The sequence below is a fragment of the Amycolatopsis sp. WQ 127309 genome, from assembly GCF_023023025.1.
Lineage (GTDB): Bacteria > Actinomycetota > Actinomycetes > Mycobacteriales > Pseudonocardiaceae > Amycolatopsis.
In genome coordinates, this window is sequence record NZ_CP095481.1 from 336990 (window position 1) to 359509 (window position 22520).

General features: G+C 69.2%; 2 protein-coding genes. Both read right to left on the reverse strand.

Going from position 1 to position 22520, the window contains the following annotated elements; genetic code table 11:
* Nucleotides 1-715: 715 nt before the first annotated feature.
* Nucleotides 716-22135, reverse strand: a complete 21420-nt coding sequence (locus MUY22_RS01360) for a hypothetical protein (protein WP_247056140.1) — start codon at nt 22133-22135, stop codon at nt 716-718.
* Between the two features lie 40 nt (nt 22136-22175).
* Nucleotides 22176-22505 (reverse strand): WXG100 family type VII secretion target, encoded by a 330-nt coding sequence (locus MUY22_RS01365; protein WP_247056142.1) that lies wholly within the window; start codon nt 22503-22505, stop codon nt 22176-22178.
* Nucleotides 22506-22520: the final 15 nt, after the last annotated feature.

Sequence of the window (22520 nt, forward strand, 5' to 3'; positions counted from 1 at the left end):
GGCATCGCCGTTCGGGCCGCAGGCGCGGGCGATCACGTCAGGCCGGAACGCGGATGGCCGACGCGGCTGGGCGGATATCGCCGGACGCGACGCACCGATCGCCGTGCCGGACGGACCGGACAGCAGGAAGTACCGGACGCTCCGCACGGCAACCCCGATCCATCAGGGCTGGGGAAGGCCTCGGGCCGCAGCCGGCGCTCAGGCGAACGCCGCCACCGCACGGCGATCTCGGCCGGTCGCGCTTTCTCGCCCGCAGACGGTCCTCCGATCGGACAGAGATCCTGCCGAGCCTCCGGCTACTCGCGGCGTTCGCCGGGACGCGTCCGGCTCGAGATCCCGCTCGGCGATCCGGCGGCCGGCACCGGACGCCATCCGGCGACTAGGTGACCAGTGGGCCTCCATCCGAGTTCACCGCGACGTCGCGGAGCACGAGTGAGATCTGCTCCTCTACGCCACGACCCTGCTGGACCAGCCGCAGCACCGCGTCGAGCGGATCGGACGGCGAGTGCCGCTCGGCACGTACTCCGGATTCGACCGAAACTTGCCCGTCCTGCCGTCTTCCACAACCACGGGATCCACAAGAAGGAACCAGCGCGCCGCCGGGCCGTGCTCCCGCATGCCCCGGTGGCCGCCGCCGTCTTGATCATCGGTCCTGTTCTCCGTACCGCGGTGCCGCCGCGTCGTCGCCGCTGGAACCACCGGCGGCCGGACGCTTTTACCGCCCGGGGGCGATGTCGTAGAGATCCTCGAAGGCGGCCGGCCGCCCTGCGCCGAATCCGCCCCCCGGGCCGGGATACCCCGGAGGAGCTCCTGGAATGTCCTCATCCCGCGCACCGCCGAACTCCGCGGCCATCCGATCGTAGAACTCTTCCCCGAAGAGACTCGATTCCCGAGTATCGGATTCCGCGTCGCCCATATCGATCGAAACGCCGTCCGATCCGCCATCGGGCCAAGTCGCGACCAGCCGCAGTTGACGCCCTCGCCCGAGAGCGAGTTCGGGGTCCCAGGTGACACGCACGTGGGCACGCATCAGGTCGTCGATCGGGGGAAGGTCGAAGTGCCCCTCGAATTCGTCCATCGCTGTGGCGAAGGCCGACCTCACCAGTTCGGCCACTCCGTCGCGGCGCCTGGGGCCGACCACAGCCAGACCGGTGACGTCGATCGCCAGGGTGCCACGGTGGTCGCTGTCAGTCACCAAGCGGCTGAGGAAACCTTGCGCCTTCCACCTGATCCGCTGTTCGGCGGCCGCCGTCATCCGGGTACTGGTCGACCCCCAGAAGGTCTCGGTCAGTTCGCCCGGGGCCCGATAATCCGCGATGGGCCGTCCCGGCTCACCCGCGGTCCGAATCGTGAAGGTGTCCTCACGGGGCTCCTGCTTGGATTTGGTCCAAGACCACGTGACAGGCACCCGATCGCCGGTTTCCGGGCCGATCCCCTCGACCGACAGCATCCCCTCGCGCAGCAGGTCTTCAAGACGGTCCTGTCCCCAGTGCTCCGCTACCGCGGCAGAATGCCTTTCCTTCACCGCCAGGTTCACCCGGACGTCCGGGAACTCCACGTCCTGGCTGGGCCGTCCGGCGATCCACCGGCCCACCTGCCGTCCGAACTCCCTGACCTTCGCCGCTTCCTCATCGGACAGTCGTGCGGTCTCGTCGAGCTTGCCCGCCGCCGGAAGAATCAGCGGCACGCTGCTGGGCCCTGCCGGCGCACCGGCCCCGGCAGGGCCCAGCAGCGACCGGCGGGCCAGCACTTCGAGCCGCACCGCGGCGGGAGCGTCCGTGACCATGACCTGTTCAAAACGCACGAACCGCGACAGCAGGTCCTCGGGCGCCCGCCCGCTGCCGACGTACTCAGGGCCGGCGAACACCGCGGTGAAAGCGTCCGCGAAGAAGCCCAGCAGGGTTTGCATGCGAGCCACGGCCCTGGCGGTGGAGACTGTCGGCCGGTAGGTCAGTGTCACCCGCAGCATCTCGCCGCCGTCTCCCGGATCAACCGGCAACCGGCCGATGAAGCCCTCCACAACCCACCTCAACCGCTGCAGAGCCGCTTCGGAAAGGGCATCGAGCCGCGGCAGGAATGGCTCAACCAGATCCCGGACGTTCCGGTAGTCGTCCGCCGTCCGCTCAGGACTCTGGTGCAGCGTCACTTGAACGCGAGCCTCCTTGGCGCTGGTTACGTGGGTCAACGCTGTGAAGCGCAGCCCGTCCGGTGCCCCGCCCGCGGCGGTGACGGCGACCCCCAAGGCCTGCGCCAGATCCTCATGCAACGCGGTACGGGTTCCGGGGGGCGCCGCGGTGGTCGTGTAGACGTGCAACCGCGTATCCGGGAGCTCCCAGTCCCGGTTGACCCGCCTCAGGACCTCGTCGACGTATGCCGGAGTGAAATGCGCCAAACTCACCAGGTCTTCGGGATGCAGCGAATCGGGCTGCGCCGGATCCGGCCGACCCGTCCACTCGGCGACCACGGCACTGTCCTTGACCACCGCCCGGCCGGTCGAGCTTCCGGGACGCGCGGCCTCGGAACGCGAGGTACCCGGGCGGATTGCCTGCTCTCCGCTGTCGACCACAATCAGCTGGAGTGCCCCTTCATCGGGGCTCGGAATCCGCTCGAAGCGGACCAGCTGCAGAAGGTTCTCGCCGGATTGCCCGCTGCCGGCGTGCCGCGGGTCGGCAAGCACCGCGGAAAAGACGTCCATGGCGAGGCGTCGCACAGTCTGCTCACGGGCCTCGGCCACGAAGTCGGGTGCAGCGGCATGACGTGCCACGGTCACGTACAGGACCTCTTCGCCGGGGTGAGTCAGGAAACGGCCGGCAAAGCCCTCGAACACCCAGCCGATCCGCTGCCGGACCGCCTCCGGCAACACCGCGAAGCGCGGCAGGAAGAACTCGCTCAGTTCGCGGCTTCGCCGGTAGTCGGACGCTGTGCGTTCCGGGGTGTCGTGCACCACCATTCGGACGCCGAACTCCCCGTCGGCCGCCTCGTGGGTCAGCACGGTGAAACGCAAATCGTCCGGCACCGCGCCCCGGGAGGCGACCTGGCTTCGCAGCAGGTTCTCCAGCCGGTCGTGCGGCTCCGCACGAACACCCGGAAGGGCCCCCCTTGCCTGGAACACGTGCAACCGCATGTCCGGCGGCTGCAGGTCCCTACTGGACCGCCTCAGCACCTCGTTGCTGAATGTTCCCGCGAACTCGACCAGTCTCGTCAGATCTTCCGCCCGCAGCCCACGTGGGCTGGTCGGGTCCGGCCGGCCCAGCCACTCCGCGACTTCGGTGCCGGTCCGTTCGACGGCCAGACCATCGACAGGCCGAAGCTCGTCCGGGCGCACCGCAGCTCGTGCCGCCGCCGATCCCGTGCCAGGCCGCCGCTCTCCGGGCACGGCACCCGAAGCCGAAGCGGCCGAGGGTGCGGCGACCACTTCCAACCGAAGTGTTCCGGTACTTCGGCCGACCACATGCTCAACGCGGACCAAGCGCGACACGAGATCATCGGGGGTATACCCGCTATGTGCGTGCTGCGGGGCCGCGAGCACCGCGACCCCCGCGCTCCCGATCACCTCCACCACCAGCTTTCCCCTGGCTTCGATCACGGCGGCCGACGTGGTGGCCTGATGCACCAGCGTCACGTGAAGCACTTCACCGCCGCCGCTCGCGCTGGTCAAGAACCGATCGAAAAGGCCCTCCGACATCCACCCGACCCGCTGCCGGGTGGCCTCCGAAAGCGCGGTGAAGCGTGGGAGAAACTCGTCTACCAGAAGCACGTCCTGCCGGTAGTCGCCCATGGTGCGTTCGGCCGTGCCGTGCACGTTCACCCGGACTTTGAACTGCCCGCCGAGCGACTCGTGCGTCATCACGGTGAAACGTAGAGCCTCCGGCGTCGCGCCCCGGTCAGCGATCGCGCTGCGCAGCAGGCTCTCCAGCTGATTATGCGATTCGGTCCGGATCCCCGGCAGCATGCTCTTGCGGTGGTAGACGTGCAGCCGGGTGTCCACCTGTTCCTGGTGTCGTTCGGATCGCCGGCGCACTTCGTCGACATACTTCGCCGTGAACTGATTCAGGGTTGCCAGGTCTTCGGGCCGCAGTGCTCCCGGCTGAGCCGGATCCATCAGGCCCGTCCACTCGGCGATCACGGAACCTGTCCGCGGCGTGGCCGCGTGGTCTCGACCGTCGAGGACGGTGAACCGGATCTCCGAGTCGTGCCAGGCCGGGCTCCGCTCGAAACGCACCGCCCGCAGGGCTGTCTTGACATTACGCCCGGAGCCGACGTGGTTCAGGCCGCTGTACTCCGCGCGGATCGCGGCCTCGACAACGCTCCGCACCACCTGCTCGCGAGTCTCCGCCGCCGAAGCGGTCGTCGTGGCCGGATACCGCAGCGTCACCACCAGCTGGTCGTCACCGCGACCCGGGTGGGTCAACAACCGGCGGGTGAAGCCACCCAGCATCCACTCGATCCGCTGCACCGTCGCCTGCGACAGTGCGTCGGTCAGCGGCAGGAAGGGCTCGGTCAGCATCCGGATCTGCTGATATTCGGCCACGGTGCGCGCCGGGTCCTGGTGCACCGCGATTCGAGCCAAGGGCCCCGCGGCACCGACGGAATGGGTCAGCGTGGTGAAGCGCAGGCCTTCCGGTACCGGGCCCCGCGCCGCGACCGCCGCACGCAACGTCTCTTCCAGCCGGGTGTGCAGCGGGGTGACCTGTGCGGCCACGCTATCCGGCTGCGACGAATCGAAGACGTGCAACCACGTGTCCGGCGTCTGCTGGTCCGGCAACCTCCGGTGTACTTCAGTGGCGAATTGCGCGGCGAACCGGCTCAGTGCCTGTTCGTCGTCGGGATACAGCGAATGCGGCTGCGCCGAATCCCGTCGCCCGGTCCAGCGGACGAGTTCGGTCTCGGTCCTCAGCCGCACATCGCGTCGTGGCGCAGCCGTGCCACGAGCCTCTTCTTCAGCGCTGGGGTTTGTTTGCTGTTCCCGACGGCTCGGCCCGGCCCCATCTCCAGGAGCCAGCTCCACAAAGCGCAGCGACGACCCGACCCCGTACCGCCTCTCCCCCACCTCCACGAAACCGTCCTCGAACACCCGTACCGCCCGCGCCGGACCTTCCAACTGCCCCGCAAAACCACCACTCCGCAGCCAATCCCCCAACCGACCCAGCCGACCCCACCGCGGATCGTCCACCCCGCAGGCCAAAATCCGCAGCCTGGGCAACCCACGCCACCTCTGGCCACCCGGTAGACCCGCACTGTTCAACAGCCGCTCGACACCGTACTCATCCAGCCGAAGTTCCGAATCATCAGCCTTCCGCCACACGGAAAAACCACGATCGTCGTGGTGCAGGACCGTGGAATACGCATCCACGACGTCTGCTCCGTTCTCGAAGGCCGACCGCATGATCCCGACTTCATCCAAGTCCGGATTCGCCCGGCCCGGCCGATGGAAAAATACTCCGTGAACCACAGATCCCTGGACCAACGGCACGAAATGCAAGTCTTCCAGTACCCAATCGGGGCCAATCAGGTCTCCCAGTTCCACCAGATCAGCCGAATCAAGCGAATTCAAACCTCCATTCGGCCCAACTTCATTCCCCGGTGCAAAAAGATCCAGGTCCAACGGATCGGGAAGAGTACCCCACCTCCCGGAAAAATCGGGATCCTCATCCCTCTGGGACAGGTGCCACCCCGGACCGTTCTCGTCACCCATGGAGTAATCCATGAGATCAGTGTCCATCGGGTCTCCGGCAAGCGCCTCCACCCGTTCGCCTTCCACCGACAATGGTTCACCCCACGGATATCCTTCCCAGGAGTTGTACCCGAACTGGTGCGTATTCCAGGACGAGAAATCTTCCCTCGAATCGCCACCTTCCAGCACGTCAGGCAATTCACCGATTTCGGAGGCCCTATCCCAAAATACCGGTAATCCAGGTTCGCCCACAGCGTCCGGAGCATCCGGCAGCCCACCCATCTCGGCAGCCGGCCCCGGCGTGGATGAAATCCCGTCACCGCCAGAAGCCTCAGGCGCGTCCGGCAGCCCTCCGCCCTCGGACACCGCAGACGCCCGCGCAGAGCCAGGCTCCGGCGTGACTGGACGCCGTCCCCCGGAAGGAGTCACTTCGATCAAGCGCAGTTGCAGCCCGCCGGGCAACTGATCCGCCGGAACCCTGCCGATTCGCACGCCGTCACGCATGATTTCGTCGACGGACGGCATGCCGAATACCCGTAGCCCGTTCCTGCCTTCGGTCAGTGCTTCACGCACCAGCGTTGCCACGCGGTTCGCACGCGCCGAACCGGTTTCCCCCTCTCCCGACACATCGATTCGCAACTCCGGGCGACCAGCGCGGCTGTTCGCGTAGCGGCCAAGAAAGCCCGCGACAACCCGCCGGATACGTTGATCTGACGCCACGGACAGCCGCCCGCCGACTCGAAAGAGGAAAGACTCCCGCAGCTCCCGGACATTCTCGTAATGGTCTGCAGGATGTCTTGCGTTGCCGACGACCCAAATATGGACTCGAACTTCATGCCGACTCGAATTCTTGGCCCAATTCACTGTGATCGGCACCCGTCGCACGATTGCCGGGACGACGCTCGCAGACCTCATACCCTCGTGCAACAGGGCCGTGACATAGCTGGCTGCTCGTTGCGTGATCCTCTCGTCATCAACCGAATTCCCTGGCGCGTCGAACGAAACGCGAACGTCGGGCAGCTCTATCGCATGGTCCAGCCTGACGATTTCCGCACCTATCTGTTTTCCCACCTCCCGGACGGATAGCGCATCCTCAGGGAACAATTCCGCCACATGTGCGCTCAGGGACCGGAAATCGCCTTCGACCGAAGGAACGACCCACACAGCGCCGTCCGGTGCGCGATCGGTGACGAACCGGAACCGGAGGCCGGCAGGCCGGTGATGGTCCACAGACGAGGAGAATCGCACGAAGTTCCGCAGCACGTCGTCGACGGTATGGCCGCTGTCGGCTGAATCCACCTGGGCGGCGAGCGCCGCACCGAGGGCTTCCCGGACGATCATCAGAGATGCGAGCAGGCGATCCAGGGGGTTCGCCGACCGGCTGACCACGTGGACCGACAGGAATCCTGCGTCCCTGTCCGGACTCGCTGGCAAGAGGGGAAGGATTCCCTCCATCAGCCAGGTGATCCTCGGCAAAGCCGCCTCCGGCACCCCCGCTTGAAGCGAGAGGAAAGGCTCATCCAAAGCGTGCGTTCGCCGATAGCTGTCCGCGGTACCACGTGGGCCCGCGTACATCACCACTCGGACCGAGCCTTCGGTTCCGTCGGTCTCGTGAGTCAGCGCGGTGAATCGCAGGTCCGGTGGGTTTTCTTGCTCGGCGGCGACTGCACTTCGCATCCGGCCGATCAAGTTCTCGTGCAGCGCCGAAGCTTGTCCTGAGCGGGCCGGAGTCGCCTGGTACACCTGCACCCGGACATCGGGCATTTCCTCGTTCCGCGACACCCTTCCGCGTACCTCGGCCACGTAGCGCTCGACGAATGGGTCGAATCCGGCCTCGGCCGACGTCGGCAAGGAGTCAGGCCGACCGGGATCGACACGTGCCTCCCATCGGGCAATAACGTCGTCGGTCTTCTCGACTCGGGGGTGGACGACCGGCTGGTTTCCTTCCTGCCAGTCGACAGTCATCTCGTCGTCAGTCGGCCGAAGGTCCAGTGCATGCTGCGGACCGATCAGATCCACCAGCAGCGCTCTCTGGTTCCGGTGCAACGTGCCGTCGTACCGGAACTCGACGTGGTTCCGGATCAGGAGGGCGGGCGTCAGTTCCCCCTCCGGAGGCAATAAATCCCGCACGATGGTGTTCACCATGTCCGTCACCGCGCGGACGCCGGCTTGCTGTTCTGTCTCCTGCGTGCGCAGGTCAAGAACCAGGCGAGGTGACTCCTCGGTGCCGGCAGAGCTCCGTACCCGTTCGATCAGTCCTTCGAACTGCCTCTTCAAGCGGAACAACGCGGCCGCAGGAAGCTCGTGCGTGCGCGGTAGGAAAGACAGGTCCGATCGCCGAGCCGCGCGGTAGCCGTCCACAGTCCGATTCGGCGTCCTATGCACGCTGATCTTGATCGCGAGCGCCTTGTTGCCACCACGGCCCAGGTGCTCGATGCGGTCGTAGATCAGCTCGCTCGCCGCATCCTGATCGATCCCGGCGGCCACCACTGCGGAGCGCAACTCCGCCACTACCAGCCCGAATGCCGCGGCCCCTTGCTGGCGCAACTGCGCCTTGCCGCCGGTGAGGTCCACCCGGACGTCCGGTGGCTCACGACGGTCGCGTACCAGCACCGCGGTGTTTCGTGCGACCAGCGTCACCAGCTTGTCCAGCGACTCGGAATCCGCCTGCGAAAACCTCAGCGACCCGGACCCGGCCGGTGAGGCCTGCCAGCTCAGCTGCTCCTCCGCGCTGCGCTGGACGTACGCCACGTCATCTCCCCGCGGTGCTTCACCGGTGACGCGCGGCAGTGGAATCATCTCGCCGTCCGAGGCGGCCGGCCCTGACCGGGTTTCGGCCTGCCGTGTGAACTGTCCGGCTCTCACAGTCTGAGCCGTCAGTACACCGGGCTGTACCGGAAACGGCGGTAAAACGGCCGAGATACCCGGCACCTCGGGCAGCGTTACCAGCGCACCCAGCTGGTTCAGCGGCATCTCGGGCTCGGGTTCGATCGCGAATTCCAGTGCCGGCATCACTTGCTCGGCCGTCGGCAGGTTCGCCGACCCCAGTACCGAGGCCGTGGTGAGCGCGTCGGTGACCATCGACCGCACCAGGCCGGTCATCGCGGTCTCCCGCTCGGCGAGATTCCCGACCGCCTGGGATGGCGGGTACCGGAACGTCACCCGGATCGGCGGTGCCGGCACGACACCGGCCTGCGCCGCCCGCAGAATCATCCCCTGCACCGCCCACCACGCCCGATCGATGTGCGCGACCGGCAAGTCGATACCGCCCCGCAGGAAATCGACCTTGACCGCGGTTTCGTTCTGGTACTCCGCGATCCGCCGGCCCGGGCTCCCGTCAGACCACAGTTCCACTCGGGGGTTCCGCTTGTTCGCCGTGGTCATGTTGCTGCTGCGCAGGTTCAGACCGGCAGCAGTGTGCTCGGGAGTTCCGTTCTGCAGGGCCGTGAGCTCCTCGTCGACCATCCCGAAGAACTCTCGTTCGATCTTGCTGTGGCGCAGAACCGACATCGTTCCGCTGTAGTGGATGAGCCGGATGTCCGGCATTTCGAGCCGCTCCCGCGCACGGCGCAACACATCGACGGCCACGGTTCGCGCTTGCTGCCGCCAGGCGGACATGTCCTCCGCGTGCACCTTGCCCTGCACCAATCGTGCGGTCTCCACGTGCCGCAGCCAGGCCTGCCGCACTGGCCGCCCTCTTCCGGCAGCGGGACGGGCGTTCCCCTGCCCGCTCGGCCCGGCCTCGTCCTCCGGACCCGGATTCCCCCGGCTCCCCCGGAACGGCTCGCCACCCGGGGGAGCCGGTGAGTCCGGTGCCAACGGAGGCCCCAGCTGCTCGGGCCCCTCGTCACGTCGAGGAACGGTACTCGGCGCCACCGGAGGCGCACCCGCCCGGCGATTCCCGGGCTCCAGCGCGGAGAAGGCGGCGGTGATCACCCCGGTGTCACGGCTTTCGAGAGCCCGCATGCCGAAGTCGCCCGGGGGCAGTACCACCGTTACCGCCGCCAGCGGCACGGTTCGTCCCGTGTTGTCAAAACCGGCTTCGATGGACGCCTGACCGCTCACGTCCGGCAGGTCGAACTCGGTGGCCAGCCGGGCGGTCTCGTGGTTGAACGCCGCCTCCACCGCGTCCGCGACTCGGCCGGCCCACGCCCAGCCGGCGTTCTCGTCCTCGCCCCGGACGAGCACCTGGATCGTCGCCGGAGCCGCACCGTTGGCGACCCGCCAAGCCGAGGCACGAGCCGCCTGCCGGGCGATTTTCCGGATCTCCGGGGAAGCACCCACATCGTCGCGAAGGTCGCCGGTGAGTTCGACCGCGTTCAGGCCGATGTCTTCCGCCGCGAGATCCGACAGCGGAACGGGATCTCCGGTTTGCTCTCCGGCGCGCCTGAAGTGCCCGCGGTCGGCGACGTGGACGGTTTTTCCGCTCAGCGGTGCCGAAGCTTCGGCCGTCGGAGCGACCACAGGGCCGTCCCCCCACAGGTTCTCGATCCCTTCGAGCACTTCTGTCGCGGCGGCGGTTCGGCAAGCCTGCAGCCAGTACGGCCTGCTCGGATCCGGGCCGGCGGCCTGGAAGGCCTTGGTCGTGAACAAGGCCTCGGCCGCGGCGCCGTCGGACAGCCGAAGCCGGTCCCCGAGTTCATGAGGACGGCCGGAGGCCATGGCCATCACGATCGATCGCGGCTCCCCGTGGAGCACGCTGCGCCAGCCCGGTGCCCCTCCCGGCGTCAAATACGGCGTGCCCTGCGACGCTCCGGTGTTTCCGGCCGTCTGGGAGTAGTAGATCCGGTTCGACACGGAGTCCGACCGCGCGCCTATCCGCCACATCCAGGTGATGTCGTTCCTGCTGACCGGGAAGAACTGACCGTTGACGCCGAGTTCGGCGTTCGCAATCGCGTAACTGACCAGGTGCCCGGGTTCGGGGATGACCGCGTCGGCGCTGTCGAACGCCGGATCACCGGTGCGAAGTCCACCGGCCGGATCCAGCCGAACCGAGCCTCGCGCGCCGAAAACCCTGCGCGAATAGCCGCCTGGGCTCAGCTCGCCGACGAACTCGGCCAGCCCCGTGATGGTCCCCTCCAGCGGAATGACGAGCGGCGACCGTTCGTCACCAGGGCTGTGGCCATCTCCGAAGTCGCCGAGAGCCGATCGCAGGTCACGGCCGTCCCGCAGGCTTTGCCCGAGTCCGGCCGCCGTGACCACCACGGACTTGTCGTCGGACCGACGGAGGTGGTAGGCGCCGCCGGCCGACGCCTTGACGAAGATCGGCACGGCCTTGCCCCGCCACGCTGGGCGGAGCGCACTGCCGTCCGGCCCGGTGACCTTCGTGACGCCGGAGGATCCGGGCTGCTTCGCCCACCCTCGGACTGTCGCGAGTGCCGCCTCGTCACCGTCGTGCCGCACGAAGATCGCGGCCGGCCGGTCGTCCGCGTCGGTGATCAGCTCGGTGCGGATGTCGTCCGCGAACAGCCCGGAAACCGGCTGGAAGAACCGGTTTCCCGCGGAATCCCCGCCGCGGGTCGCGAAGACCGGGTTGAACAGTCCCGTCCGTCGGAGCGCGGCACCGATGTCGAACGGGACGTCCCCGGCACGAGCGGGTGCGGTGGTGCCGGGCATGCCGGTGACGACCACGAGGGGGACTCCGGGGTCCGCCGCCAAAGCGGCCCGGACGCCGGGCGCGTCGAGGTAAAGCCCGGCGATTTCGGCGCCACCCAGCGCGAGCCGGACATCGCTGCTCTTCGCGCCGACGGTGGCCTCGACGTCATTGCCAGGCAGACTGAGCAGCAACGGGGCATGGCCCGTGGGTGACGCCTGCGTCCAGGCAGCCAGGACGGCCTCGGCGTCACGTATCGCGCGATCGCCGCGCACCGGGTCGTCGGTTTCGAGGAAGGCGAAAACGTTGTTCCGCGAAGCACTGGCCAAGTCCGCGAATCCGGCCGTCAGCCGCTGCTCGAACCGCGCGCCGGCGGGAAACTTCAGTTCTCTCCGGCTGGTGAACCGGAAGCTGTCCCGGTAGGTGAACAGCTGAACGGGGCCGAGCTCGGCGGCCAGCGCGTCGATGAGCTGCCCGGCGGTGGCGACCGCCTCCCGGTCCGGGGCGTCCGCGAGCACGACAAGGGGACCCCGCACCCCTTCTCGCCGGTACCGCTGAAATCCCGGCGAGTCGAGCAGCCGGTGAGCCGCGTCCGCGACGGTCAGGTTTTCGCTGCCTGCCCGAAGCCTGGATCCCTCGGCCCAGAGCGCGAGGAACAGCGAGCCGTTTCGTCCGTCGGCGACCGCGCCGGCCCAAACGGGCGTTTCGAAGTAGCTCTCGTTTTCTCTGTGACGCAGGATGTTTCGCAGGTTGTGCACGCTCGAATCCGTCCAGATCCGGCGCAGCTCCCCGGCGTCGACGAAGTCGGGGACGAGTGCGACGAAGCCCACCCGGCCGTCTGCGGTCTCCGCGGCCAGGACGTTTTCCGGCACCCGGTCCGACGCGGCAGACGTGGTCGCCGGTTCTCTTACGGCGGGTACCGGTGCCGACGCCGGCGGGTGCTCCACTCGCGACGCGCCGAGCGTCCGGAAGTCCGGCCCGCTTTGCCGCTCGATCGGTGAGCGCCGGCTCACCCCGAGCCGACCGTCGCGGGTCACGGCGCCCGCTGTCCTCGGTTCCAGGAGATGGCTCACGGACGTGCCCAGCTCGCGCTGCAATGCATCGCGGAGAAGGTCCAGATCTTCGCGGTTCCGGCCGGACAGGACAATTTCGTCCGTGCGATTCCAGTCGCTGCGCCGCAGAGCGGCGAGCAGGCTCGCGACCGGCGGGCGGCCGTCACCGGCGAGAACCACCGCGAACGCACCCGCGGGTGGGGCCACGTTCGGGCGCGTCCCCCGTACGCCGCCGACCTCGATTCCTCCGGTGAAGGGAACGATTCGCAGGGCGCCATCGTCGAGGCTCTGCGAATCGGGGAAGAGCGAACTCGGCGCCGAAAACTCGCCGGCCGCCGCCCATACCCCGAATTCCTCCAGGCTGAGCTCGGTCATTCCGGACGGGTCGGCGTCCGAGAGGAGAAAGACCTGCTCATCGTTCTCGGATCGCCACGCCTGGGCGAACACCGCGCCTTCGCCGCCCACGAGCACGTGCCCGGGGCCGGCCGCCAGCCGCTCCCAGAACGACGTCACGTCCGCTGCGGTGCCGAGCCGTTCGGCGAGCGCGCTCCGCGCAGAGCCCGGGAGAGCCGACTCGGGAATCACCTGTGGCGCGACGAGCCGCGCATACGCTTCGATACGCGCGCTGATCGACGCGTGCCCGTCCTGGGCCGCTCCGGCGAGCTGCTGCATCGCACCCGCCCAGTTCCGGACCAGGGCCTGCCAGTCCGCCGGGTCCTGGTGCTCCTCTCGCGCCAGCTCCGCCGCCCTTGCCATGCCGGCCCGGAATTCCCGCTCGACCCGAGCCGCCCGGACCGCGAGCTGCCGCGCGCGCTCCGGTCCGGCCGGATGTCCTTCGGCCGAGCTCAGGGCATTCGTGAACCGTTTGACCGCGGCCATGCCCACCATCAGCAACCCGGCGACCGAGGGCACCCTGGCCCGCAGGGCGGAGTCGACGACGGCGGCCGCGGTGTCGTCACCGACCGGCCTCTCGAAGCCGCTGGCGGCGTAGAGCGCTTCCGTCATCGCCGCCGGACTGCCGGCCAGAACCGGAAACAGCGATCCATCGGTCAAAAGCCCCCTGCGCGCGATGGGAGGCAGGCTCATCGTGCCGAGCTTCGCGAGACGAACGGCGAGGGCATCCTCCGAGTCGTACCCGAGGTGGGCGACCAGGGAGTCTTCCGCTTCGAACGGATTTCCGCCTAGCTCGAGCCGGCTCGCGAGATCGTCCAGCAGCCGGCTGAACCCTTCCGGGGTCACCGGCCGGATCGTCTGGCGGTGCTCCCCGGCACCCGACGCGTCGGGAACGGTACGGACCGGGACGTTTTCGGTGGCGAAGCGCGCGTCCCGGACCAGGTTCCGGACCGCTCCGCCGACCGCTTCACCCAGGTCGTCGACCACGGCGGCGAGCCTCGCGAGCTTCCGGCCGGTGTCCGGCAGCGGGTCGAACGTCTCGAGGGTGTCCACGCCCATCCGGGCCAGGTCCCGGCGCAGGGAACCGGTGACCGCGCGCGAATGCGCGAACTGGCCGAGGGCCGCTTCGGTCGCCTGCTCGTCCTCGAAGGTGGCCCACCGGACCTGGATGTCCGGGACGTTCGCGTCGGCGCCCGAATCGCCGTCTCGCGGGGGCGTCGGCTGCCGGATCAGGATGCTCGGGCCACCACCCCGCGTGCCGGGAGCCGGCAGCGTGAGCCCGAGTTCCTTGAGGCCGTCCTCGTCGACAAGGAGATCCATCAGGCCGTCGGGCCCGGTCGCGTGGGGCGGCGCCGGCTCACCCTTCCGCGACACCAGGGTCACGGTGAAACTCGGTTCGGCGCGGACCCAGTAGACCTTCTTACCGGTGGCCGATTCGGTGCCGGCGGGCTCGACCGGCTCGGTCAAGGCGGCCTTGCCGAACTTCTTCGTGCCTTGCTCGCCGAGCAGCGAACTGGCCAAGCCACCCAGCAAGCCGCCCGAAACCACACCCTCGTGCGCGTCCTGCCGGACAGCCCGTTCGTCCGAACCGGTCGACTCGGTCAGCGACGCGCCGTCGATCTCCCGCACCACCTCGCGGCGGCCGAGGTCGAGCCGGATGTTCACCGAGGAGACCTTGCTGCTGCCGATGTCGACGCCGTAGCCGCCATCGGACAGCAGCTCGTGCAGTTGCTGGCTGGTCAGCGTTGTCCGCGTGCCCACCATGAAGATGAAGCCACGACGGGCGTTCAGCTGTTTGACTATCCCGTCGAAGTGCTCCTGGAGGTGGGGTGCTTCGAACGGGAAGCCCCACACCGGCATCGTCTCCGGCAGGCCGGTCTTCCCGTCTGCCTGCCAGGCCTCCCGCAGGGATCCCTCCACTGTGGCCAATACCGGCCCGCGGGCGAAGAACATCGAGGGTACCGTCGTGCGCACCGCGGAACCGATGGTGAACGCCTCGAGACCCTGGTCGTCACGCACCGGCGCGTGACGCATGAACGGGATGTGCCGCCGGTACACCCCCGAGCGAGCCCAGGGCCGCACGTAGACCTCGACCTCGAGGCCGTAGTCACGTCGCTCGGCGTGGCCCGACCACTTGAAGGTCACGCTCCTGGTGGTGGTTCGCTCCGGTCCCGCGAAGGTTGTCTGCGTGCCCTCGACCTTGGCGTGCGGATCGACGGCGTCGCCCAGCCCCAGCACTGACGAACCGGTGAACTCGGGCACCGGAATCGACGGCTTGACGTGCGTGGAAGCCCCGTACTTCAGCTCCCGGACCGTGCCGGACCGGCCCCGGACCGTGGTCTTGACGGTCGACTCGTAGGTGTAGGCCCGGTCGGGCTCCCGGTCCAGCCCGTCGACCAGCTTGGCCTTGAGCACCGTCAGCTGTTCGAGCTTGCCCGACTGGCCGACGCGCTCGCCGAAGAGCTCCACGCCGCCCCGCAGCATCCCCCGCAGGATCTTGGGGAACCCGCCCAGCAGCAGCCGAGTGCCGAAACTGCGCACCATCGCGTCGTGCATCGACGCGTACTCGGCCGCGACCTTGGGGTCGCCGATCGTGGCCTCCCACTGACTCAACCGCGTACGCAGTTCGGTCAGCAGGTCGGTCACCATGTCCAAGCGCACCGGGTCCAGTTCACCGAGGATGTCGGACGGGTCCGCGACCGGCCGGGTGGGGGTGGGCGGGTGTGCCGCGGCGCGATACGTGTCCTGGTCCTCGGACGCCAGCTTGACGACTTCCGCGTCCCCGAGCTCGCCGATGGTGGCGATGTCCGTCGCGGGCACCCACACGCTCACCGCGTGCGAAACGAACTTGCCCTTGCTCCGCGGGTCGGGTTCGCCGGCGTGCCGGCCGCCGAACGGGCCGGTCCAGCCCTCCTGTACGGACGAGCCCAGCGTGTGCGTCACGTCGTACTCGACCAGGTAGCCCCGCTCGACGCGGGACCGCCGGGTGTCGGACTGTACCTTGGTCGACCCGGACTCACCCCGCCCGCGCGCGATCGACGCTTCCGCGCCGGCCCCGACCGTGGCGATCTCCCCGGCCGGTACCGAGACCTTGGTGGTGATTCCGAGCCCGATCAGCCTCTTCTGCTCCGGCGAAAGCTCGGTCTCGGTGTATCTGGTGTCCTCGAACCGGTGCGCGTCGTCCCGCCGGATGATCCGGGGGTTGAGGTAGCTCGTCGTCAGGTCGACGCTGCCGCTGAGGCCGCGGCTGCCCGTTCCCAGCAGGCTGCCGTCGTTGAAGCTTTCCAAGTCGAGCCGGTCGCCCGGGCCGGCGGCCAGTGACAGCCGGCCTTCCCGCTCCGCGCCGCTCGCCCACGCCTCCACGGCCTGCTGCGACACGTCTCGCTCGGGATTGCCCGCGTGCTGGTGACCGAGCGGGGTGGGACGGCCTCCGAGGACTCCGTGCTTCAACGCGCTGCGGGTCTTGCCTCGGACGCCTTCGGGATCCGGCCTCGAAACCAGGTCGACGATCGTCGTGATCAGATTGCGGACGGGGGCCATCGAGTCGATGTCGAACGCGGCGGGCAGCGAACCTCGCCGGTGGCCGTCCGCCAGCTGCGCGTGGTCGTCCTGCCAGGCGGTTTCGTTTTTCTCTTCGGCGTTGATGGTGACCCGGGTGCCGGGCCGGGTCGGCACGGCGATCTCGAGCTGTCCCCGGATTTCCGGACTGCGATCCGCCGAGTCCTGCTGCTCCTCGTCCCGCCACGTCATCGGTTCGCCGAGGTCGTTCCAGCCGGAACCGAGCCGGGCCTCGACGGTGACCGGGAAGTGGTACAGGTGAGCACCGCCGGTTCCGCCCGACCACTCGTGCCCGGCCGTGACGACCTGGGACACCGACCCACGCCGTTCCCGTTTCACCGAAGGCGCCAGCGACCCGCCGACGGTGACCGGCCCCGCGTCACCTTCGGCTTCGATCGCCAGGGACCCTTCCTGCTTGCGGGAGTTGGCCACCTGCAGGGTGTCGCCGGCCGTCAGCCGGCCGCCCACTTCCTTCCACGACGCGAGCTTCACGTAGTGGCCGTCTCCCCGTTCCACATCGCCGCCGAGGAAAAGGTCCTGCTCTCCGTCCAGCTTGAACCGCGCACCGTCGCCGCTGGTGAGCATCGCCCGGGCGTTCTCGTCAAGAAAGTCCTGCAGTTCTTCCTTGACTCGCTGAGTGTCGGCCTCGGCGACGATCTCGTCGACCACGAGCCGGCGCACGACCTGCGCGGCCACCCGGGTCAGTGTGTCAGTGGTGAGCCGCCACAATCCGTGAGCGTGATCGGGCACCGAACTCATCGGGATCCCGGCACGGGGATCCGCCGGATCGGTGCTCGCGGAATCTCCGCTCTTGGACGAGTCCGAGTCCATCTCCCCGGGGTTCGCGATCGACAGCCGGGCCGCGCCGTTCACGGTCAGTTGCTGGAACGGACGGCCGCTGTCGGTCGAGCGCCACCGGTGACTGCCGGAGCCCGACCCACTGCTCACCGGCCGGTCGCCGGTCGGACGGCCTTCCGAGACGATTGTGACCAAGAGCGGCAGTTCGATGTCGTGCGCGTCGAACTCGCCCCGGGTCTGTGCGTTCAGCTCGTGCACCAGCCCGGCCACGTGGGTTTCCGAGTCGGTGGCCGTGCGGCTGTAGGACAAGGTCGCCGAGAGCGAGGCCCCGAGCGCGTCCGCGATCGACTCGCCCAGCCCGACGGAGAGCGAACCGCCCCAGTCCCGCGACCCGCTCTGGGAATCGCCGTGGGACGACGTGGACTTGCGCCGCTGCCCGAAGGAGCCACGGCTGCTGGCCCGGCGCGAGGAGGACGGGCGCGCGCCCGGCGGCTCGTGCCGGCGTCCCACCACGATCTCGATCGGGTGCCGGTGGTTGTCGAAGGTGAACTTCCGGCTGGCGAGTCCGCCGGTGACGAGGTCACGACCGTGCTTCGCGCCCAGCGCGGCCAGCCAGCTCCGCAGCTCGCGGGCCTCGTCCTTGCTCTCGTCGAGTTTCAGCAGGTCGCTGACGCCCCGGAAGATTTCGCCGGTGCCGGCCAGCGCCACGTGCTTGATGCGCTTGCGGGCGTCCCGGAACGCGTCGAAGACCTTGTCCCGCTCCGCTTGGGTGAGGTGGCCGGGCAAGGTCGGGTACCCGACGGGCAGCAGCCCGGCGTCCACCACGGACGAGTCGTACTTCGGCCAGTCGAGATCCAGCCGGACCGTCACGTCACGGGGGTCCTGCGACCGATCGCGCCGTCGGTGCCCCTTGCGGAACACTGACACCTGGTGCACCACGTCGTGCGTGGACCGGGTCACTTCGCGCCGCTCCTGCACCTCGACCGTGCTGGACGTCGACTTCTCCGCGGTCACGGCGCGTTTCGAAGACGCACCGATTCCCTTGACGTTCGCGGCCAGGGTCACCGGACCGGCCGGCGCCGAGAGCAGGCTGGAGGGATTCAGAGGCGTCGTCTCGACCCCGTCGGCCGTCTTGGCGGCCTGCCCCCCGTGCTCACTGCTGCTGGTGAGCTCGACGGTGTCCGCCACGACGCCGGACGGCGGGCCGATCGCCGTCGCGGTCAGCCGGACCTCGACCCCGCGCAGGGTGTCCGCGGACCGGCCCTCGAGTGTCTCGTGGAAGTCCTTGAGCTGGTCGTCGGAGAACTTGTCGCCGACCCACGCTTCCCACTCGGCACGTTTCAGCCCGGCCACCTCGAGCTGGTCCAGCACCGTGGTCCGGATCCCCGCGAAGTCCGGGTCCCCCGCGACGGTGGGCTGCTCGATCCGGGCTTCTGCCAGGAGCATCTGCCCGAGCGTCGGCAGCGCGGCCCGAAGGGGTGACGCACCCGACGAGCGGCGTCGTGGCGTAAGCGACGCGGTGGGAGACAAGGTGTGCGGATCGTCGGTGGGGGCCGAGGACGGCCGGCCCGTTCCCAGCTCCACTCGTGGCGGTCGCGGTTCCCCCGAAGGACCGCCCGGGCCCGGGGGCTTCGGGGGTGCTTTGGTCGGGTAGTGCAACGCGCCGTAGGGCTCGCTCGACACGATCGAGGTCAGCGTCGCCCGCCCGGACGCGGGTTCCGGCCCGCGGTAGCCGCCACCGTGGTCACCCGCGGCGAGGGAGATCTCGTCGAGCGCGTCGAGATTGGCCCGGACCAGGAACTTCTCCTTGACGGGGTCAGGACCCATGATGCCCCGGACCGGACGACGGTTCAGCCCCGCGGTGGTATCGAGGTATCCCTCGGCCAGCCCCGCCGTGTGGAAGATCTCGTGCAGCGCCCGTCCCGGGTCTTCGCCGAGGAACCACTCGACCTGGTTCGTCTCGCCCTGTCCCGGCCGGAGCGTGACCGGGATGGGCCGCGACGGAAGCCGGTGCCAGTCCGGGTCGGCGCCGTCCGGGGCCCGGCCGTCGACGCGGAACCGAGCGTGGTCGCCGTTCCTGAACGGCAGACCGGAAAAGTACTTGTCCAGGTCGGCGTTGAGCTTGTGCAGGAACGTCTCACGCGTCTTCTGGTCGATCACGTCCGACACCAGGTCGATCGGGATGGCCATCTCCCGCACCCACACGCCCTCGGCGACTTGCTTGCGCCGGACGTCGAAGCGGATCTGGGTGATAGGACCTTCCAGAAGCCCCCCTTCACGCCTCGGGTTCGCCTTCGGTTCGAAGCGCTCCGCGCTGTACCGCGTCCCCTCGACGCTGTCCCGGATCGCATCCCAGTTCGCCCAGTCGACCTTCTCCGGCGCCAGCGCGACCGTGTCGGCGGCGCGCGCACCCGGAACCATCGCCGCCAGTTCGGCAGCGTGCACAGCCGCCGCTACGGCAGCCGCGTCGGCACCCTGGCCGTCACGTTCCGCGCGGTGCTCGTCCTGGTCCGGGTGGGACGCAGGGCGCGCCTGGCCGGCACCGCCCGGACGGTTCTGCGGGTTCGAGCCTCCTGGCGGTTTGGCGTCGCCGGCCGAGCGGTCCGGCACCGGCGCCGTGCTTTCCGGCGAACCAGGACGGGTGGTCGGCACCGGCCGGGCGCCCGGATCAGCCCGCGACGTGGAGTCGGCGACTGCAGGTCCGGTGTCCGGCCGCGCCGCGCCGGTGATGGTGTCCGGCCGCACCGGTCCGGTGCTGGCGCTCGGGGGCGTGGCCGAACGGGCCGTGGCCGCCGGTAACTCCGGTCCCGGCGCGTTCGGCGCGGTTCCACGGCCTGGTTCGGCGGGAGTGGCCGTACCGGGCACCGGCGGCCGGCCCTCGCCGCTGGGCAGAGCCTGCTTCGCATCCGACGGCGTCATGCCGGCACCACTCGCCGCGACGTGGGCGGGCGTACCGCTGACCGCGGCGGGCACGGATCCAGACGCGCTGGGCACGGCTGCGGACGGACCGGCGGCGGCCGCCGGCTGACCCTGCACCACCCCGCCAGGCCCAGGCGCGGCGGGCGCAGGCCCACTGCCGACCGCGGCGGCCACGGATCCTGACGCCCCGGGTACGACTGTGGAAGAACCAGTACCGGTGGCGGCCGCCGTCTGACCCTGCACTGCCGCACCAGACCCGGGCGAGCCCAGCACGGTGGACGCCGGCCCACCGCCGACCACCGCGGACACGGACTGACCGCGAGCCCCGCCATCGGAAGCCGGCGGGACAGGCGCGGCGGCGTTGCCCGCGACTTCGGCGACGGGTACCGGCGCAGCCAGCCCGGAGGGCGGTGCCGCCGTGGTGTCCCGGACACCGGCGGTGTCCCCCTGCGCCGGGGAAGCCACACCACTCGGCACCGCCTGGCCATCCCCCGAGCCCACCGATGCCGGGGCAGAAGCACCGGCGGGCGCCTCCCTTCCCCCTGTCGTTTCCGCGGTCGACGGGGAAGGCACGACGGTTTCCGGCGCGCCCAGGTCTGCCGAGGTGGATGCGGTCGGCTGCCCGGCCTCGGCCACTTGGCCCGCCCGGTTCGCCGTGGCGTCCTGGGACGTGCTCGCCGACGCCGCCGGCTCGGCGCCATGCGCGTCCACAGTGGACTGATCGGGCACGGCCACCACTGGCGCGCGATCGTCTCCGCTCCGCCCGAACACGGTCCCCAGCCCCCGGTCACCGGTCGCAACCGCCTGGCCGTCTTCGTAGGGAGGCGGGATCGTGTCCGCGGCCTGCTCCTCCTGCGGTGCCGACACCGTCGAATACGGTGGGGGCGGCACTTCCGAAGCTTGCGAGGTATCCGGCTTGACCCCACCGATGGTCGTGACGTCGTGCAGGCTCTCGACCGGCTTACCCGCGCCGCTGCCGCTCTTCCCGCCGCCCTTGACGTCCCCGGAGATCACCGGGATCGGCCGCACCCGATCGACCGCGGCAAGGTCATCGTCCAGCGACTCGCTCTTGCCCCCGCCGGTCGCACCGCCACCGCCACGACCGCCCCCGAACCTGCCCAGCGCCCCCAGCGCACCCGCCCACGCCGCACCGGGCGCGTCCGTGATCTCGTTGATCAACGGCGTCGAAGCGATGGCCACCGCCACTTGCCCACCGCCGTACGCCAGGTCTCCCAGCCCCGCTACGTACCGCGGGACCTTCCCGGCCACCGCCGTCACGGCCGTTCTGCCCACCGAGGCTGATCCCAGTGCGAACGCGTGGAAGACCCCGGCAGCGGCCCCGCCGATGAAGCCACCCTCCGCCGCCGAGAGAGCCGACTTGAAATCCACCCCGTCCCGCAGGCCGGCCGCGGCCTGAACCGTCTCGATACCGAGGTCCATACCCCCCATCAACCCCGCGCCGATGGCGCCGAACTTCAGCGTCTGCTTCCCGGTGACCAGCGCGGCGCCGCCGACCTCCTTCCAGGTCATCGCCTGAACCTTCGCCGCGGCCGCCTTGGCGCCCGACTTGATCGCGGCCGACGCCCCCGCCAAGGCGGCTTCGACGGACATCGAGCCCAGCTTCGCGACCAGTTCGCGAAACAGCGTCCACAGACCCACCCGCGCCGCGGCTTCGACGATCGGCACGAAGAAAGCACCGACCAGCGACGACAGCAGCGACGCAATGGCCGCGAGCGCCAGCAGGGACATCACGACCATTTCGATCTGGCCCTTGACGACGTTCGCGGCGCCGTTCTTCTGCATCTTCGCCAACTCGTGGCCGGCGTCGATCAGCCCCTTCAATCCCGATACGGCGTCCTGGCCGAGCCACTCCTCGAAAAAGCCACCCACGTCACCCACCAGAGAATTTCCGACGTCGACGGAAAGCCCTTCAACCAACGCCAGTAGATCCTCCAGCCAGCGCACGCCCGCATCCCAGGAATGCTGCGCGGAGTACATTCTCTGCGCGTTTCCCTCCGGCCACGGCGCGCCAAGGACCTTCAGGAAGTTCTGCACGCCGTCCGACAGGTTGGCGGTGCCGGAGCCGTGCAGCACCTGCACCAGGCCGCGCGTCTCCGCGTCAAGCATCCAATCCGACAACACGACCACCTCCCTCAGCGCACCATCAAGCCCCTCCGACCACCGATACCTACTTCAGGCCGTCGCCGATCCTCCGGTCCATTTCCTTCGCCGCCAATTCGTCGAGACCCTGGAAGTTCTTCGTGGACTGAGCTAGGTTTTCCGCCATGCTCTTCAAGCCTTCGAGCATGCTCCGCATGCCTTCCTTGGCCTGGTCCGCGGTGCCCACGTAGTTCTTCGCGAAAGCCTCGCCACTCTCGTCGTCACCCCAGCACCCGTCGAGCTGGTCAAGGTATCCGTCGAAAGTTCGAAGGCCGGCGGAGCCCGAGTCACACGCATCCCGCAGACGCGCGACAACTCGGTCGACCCCCGCCGGGTCCATCCGAAACTCATCCACCATTGTCGTGTCCTTTCC

Bases quoted from the DNA above. Each gene is read 5' to 3' on its own strand.
- MUY22_RS01365 (WP_247056142.1), bottom strand. From the start codon at position 22,505: ATGGTGGATGAGTTTCGGATGGACCCGGCGGGGGTCGACCGAGTTGTC.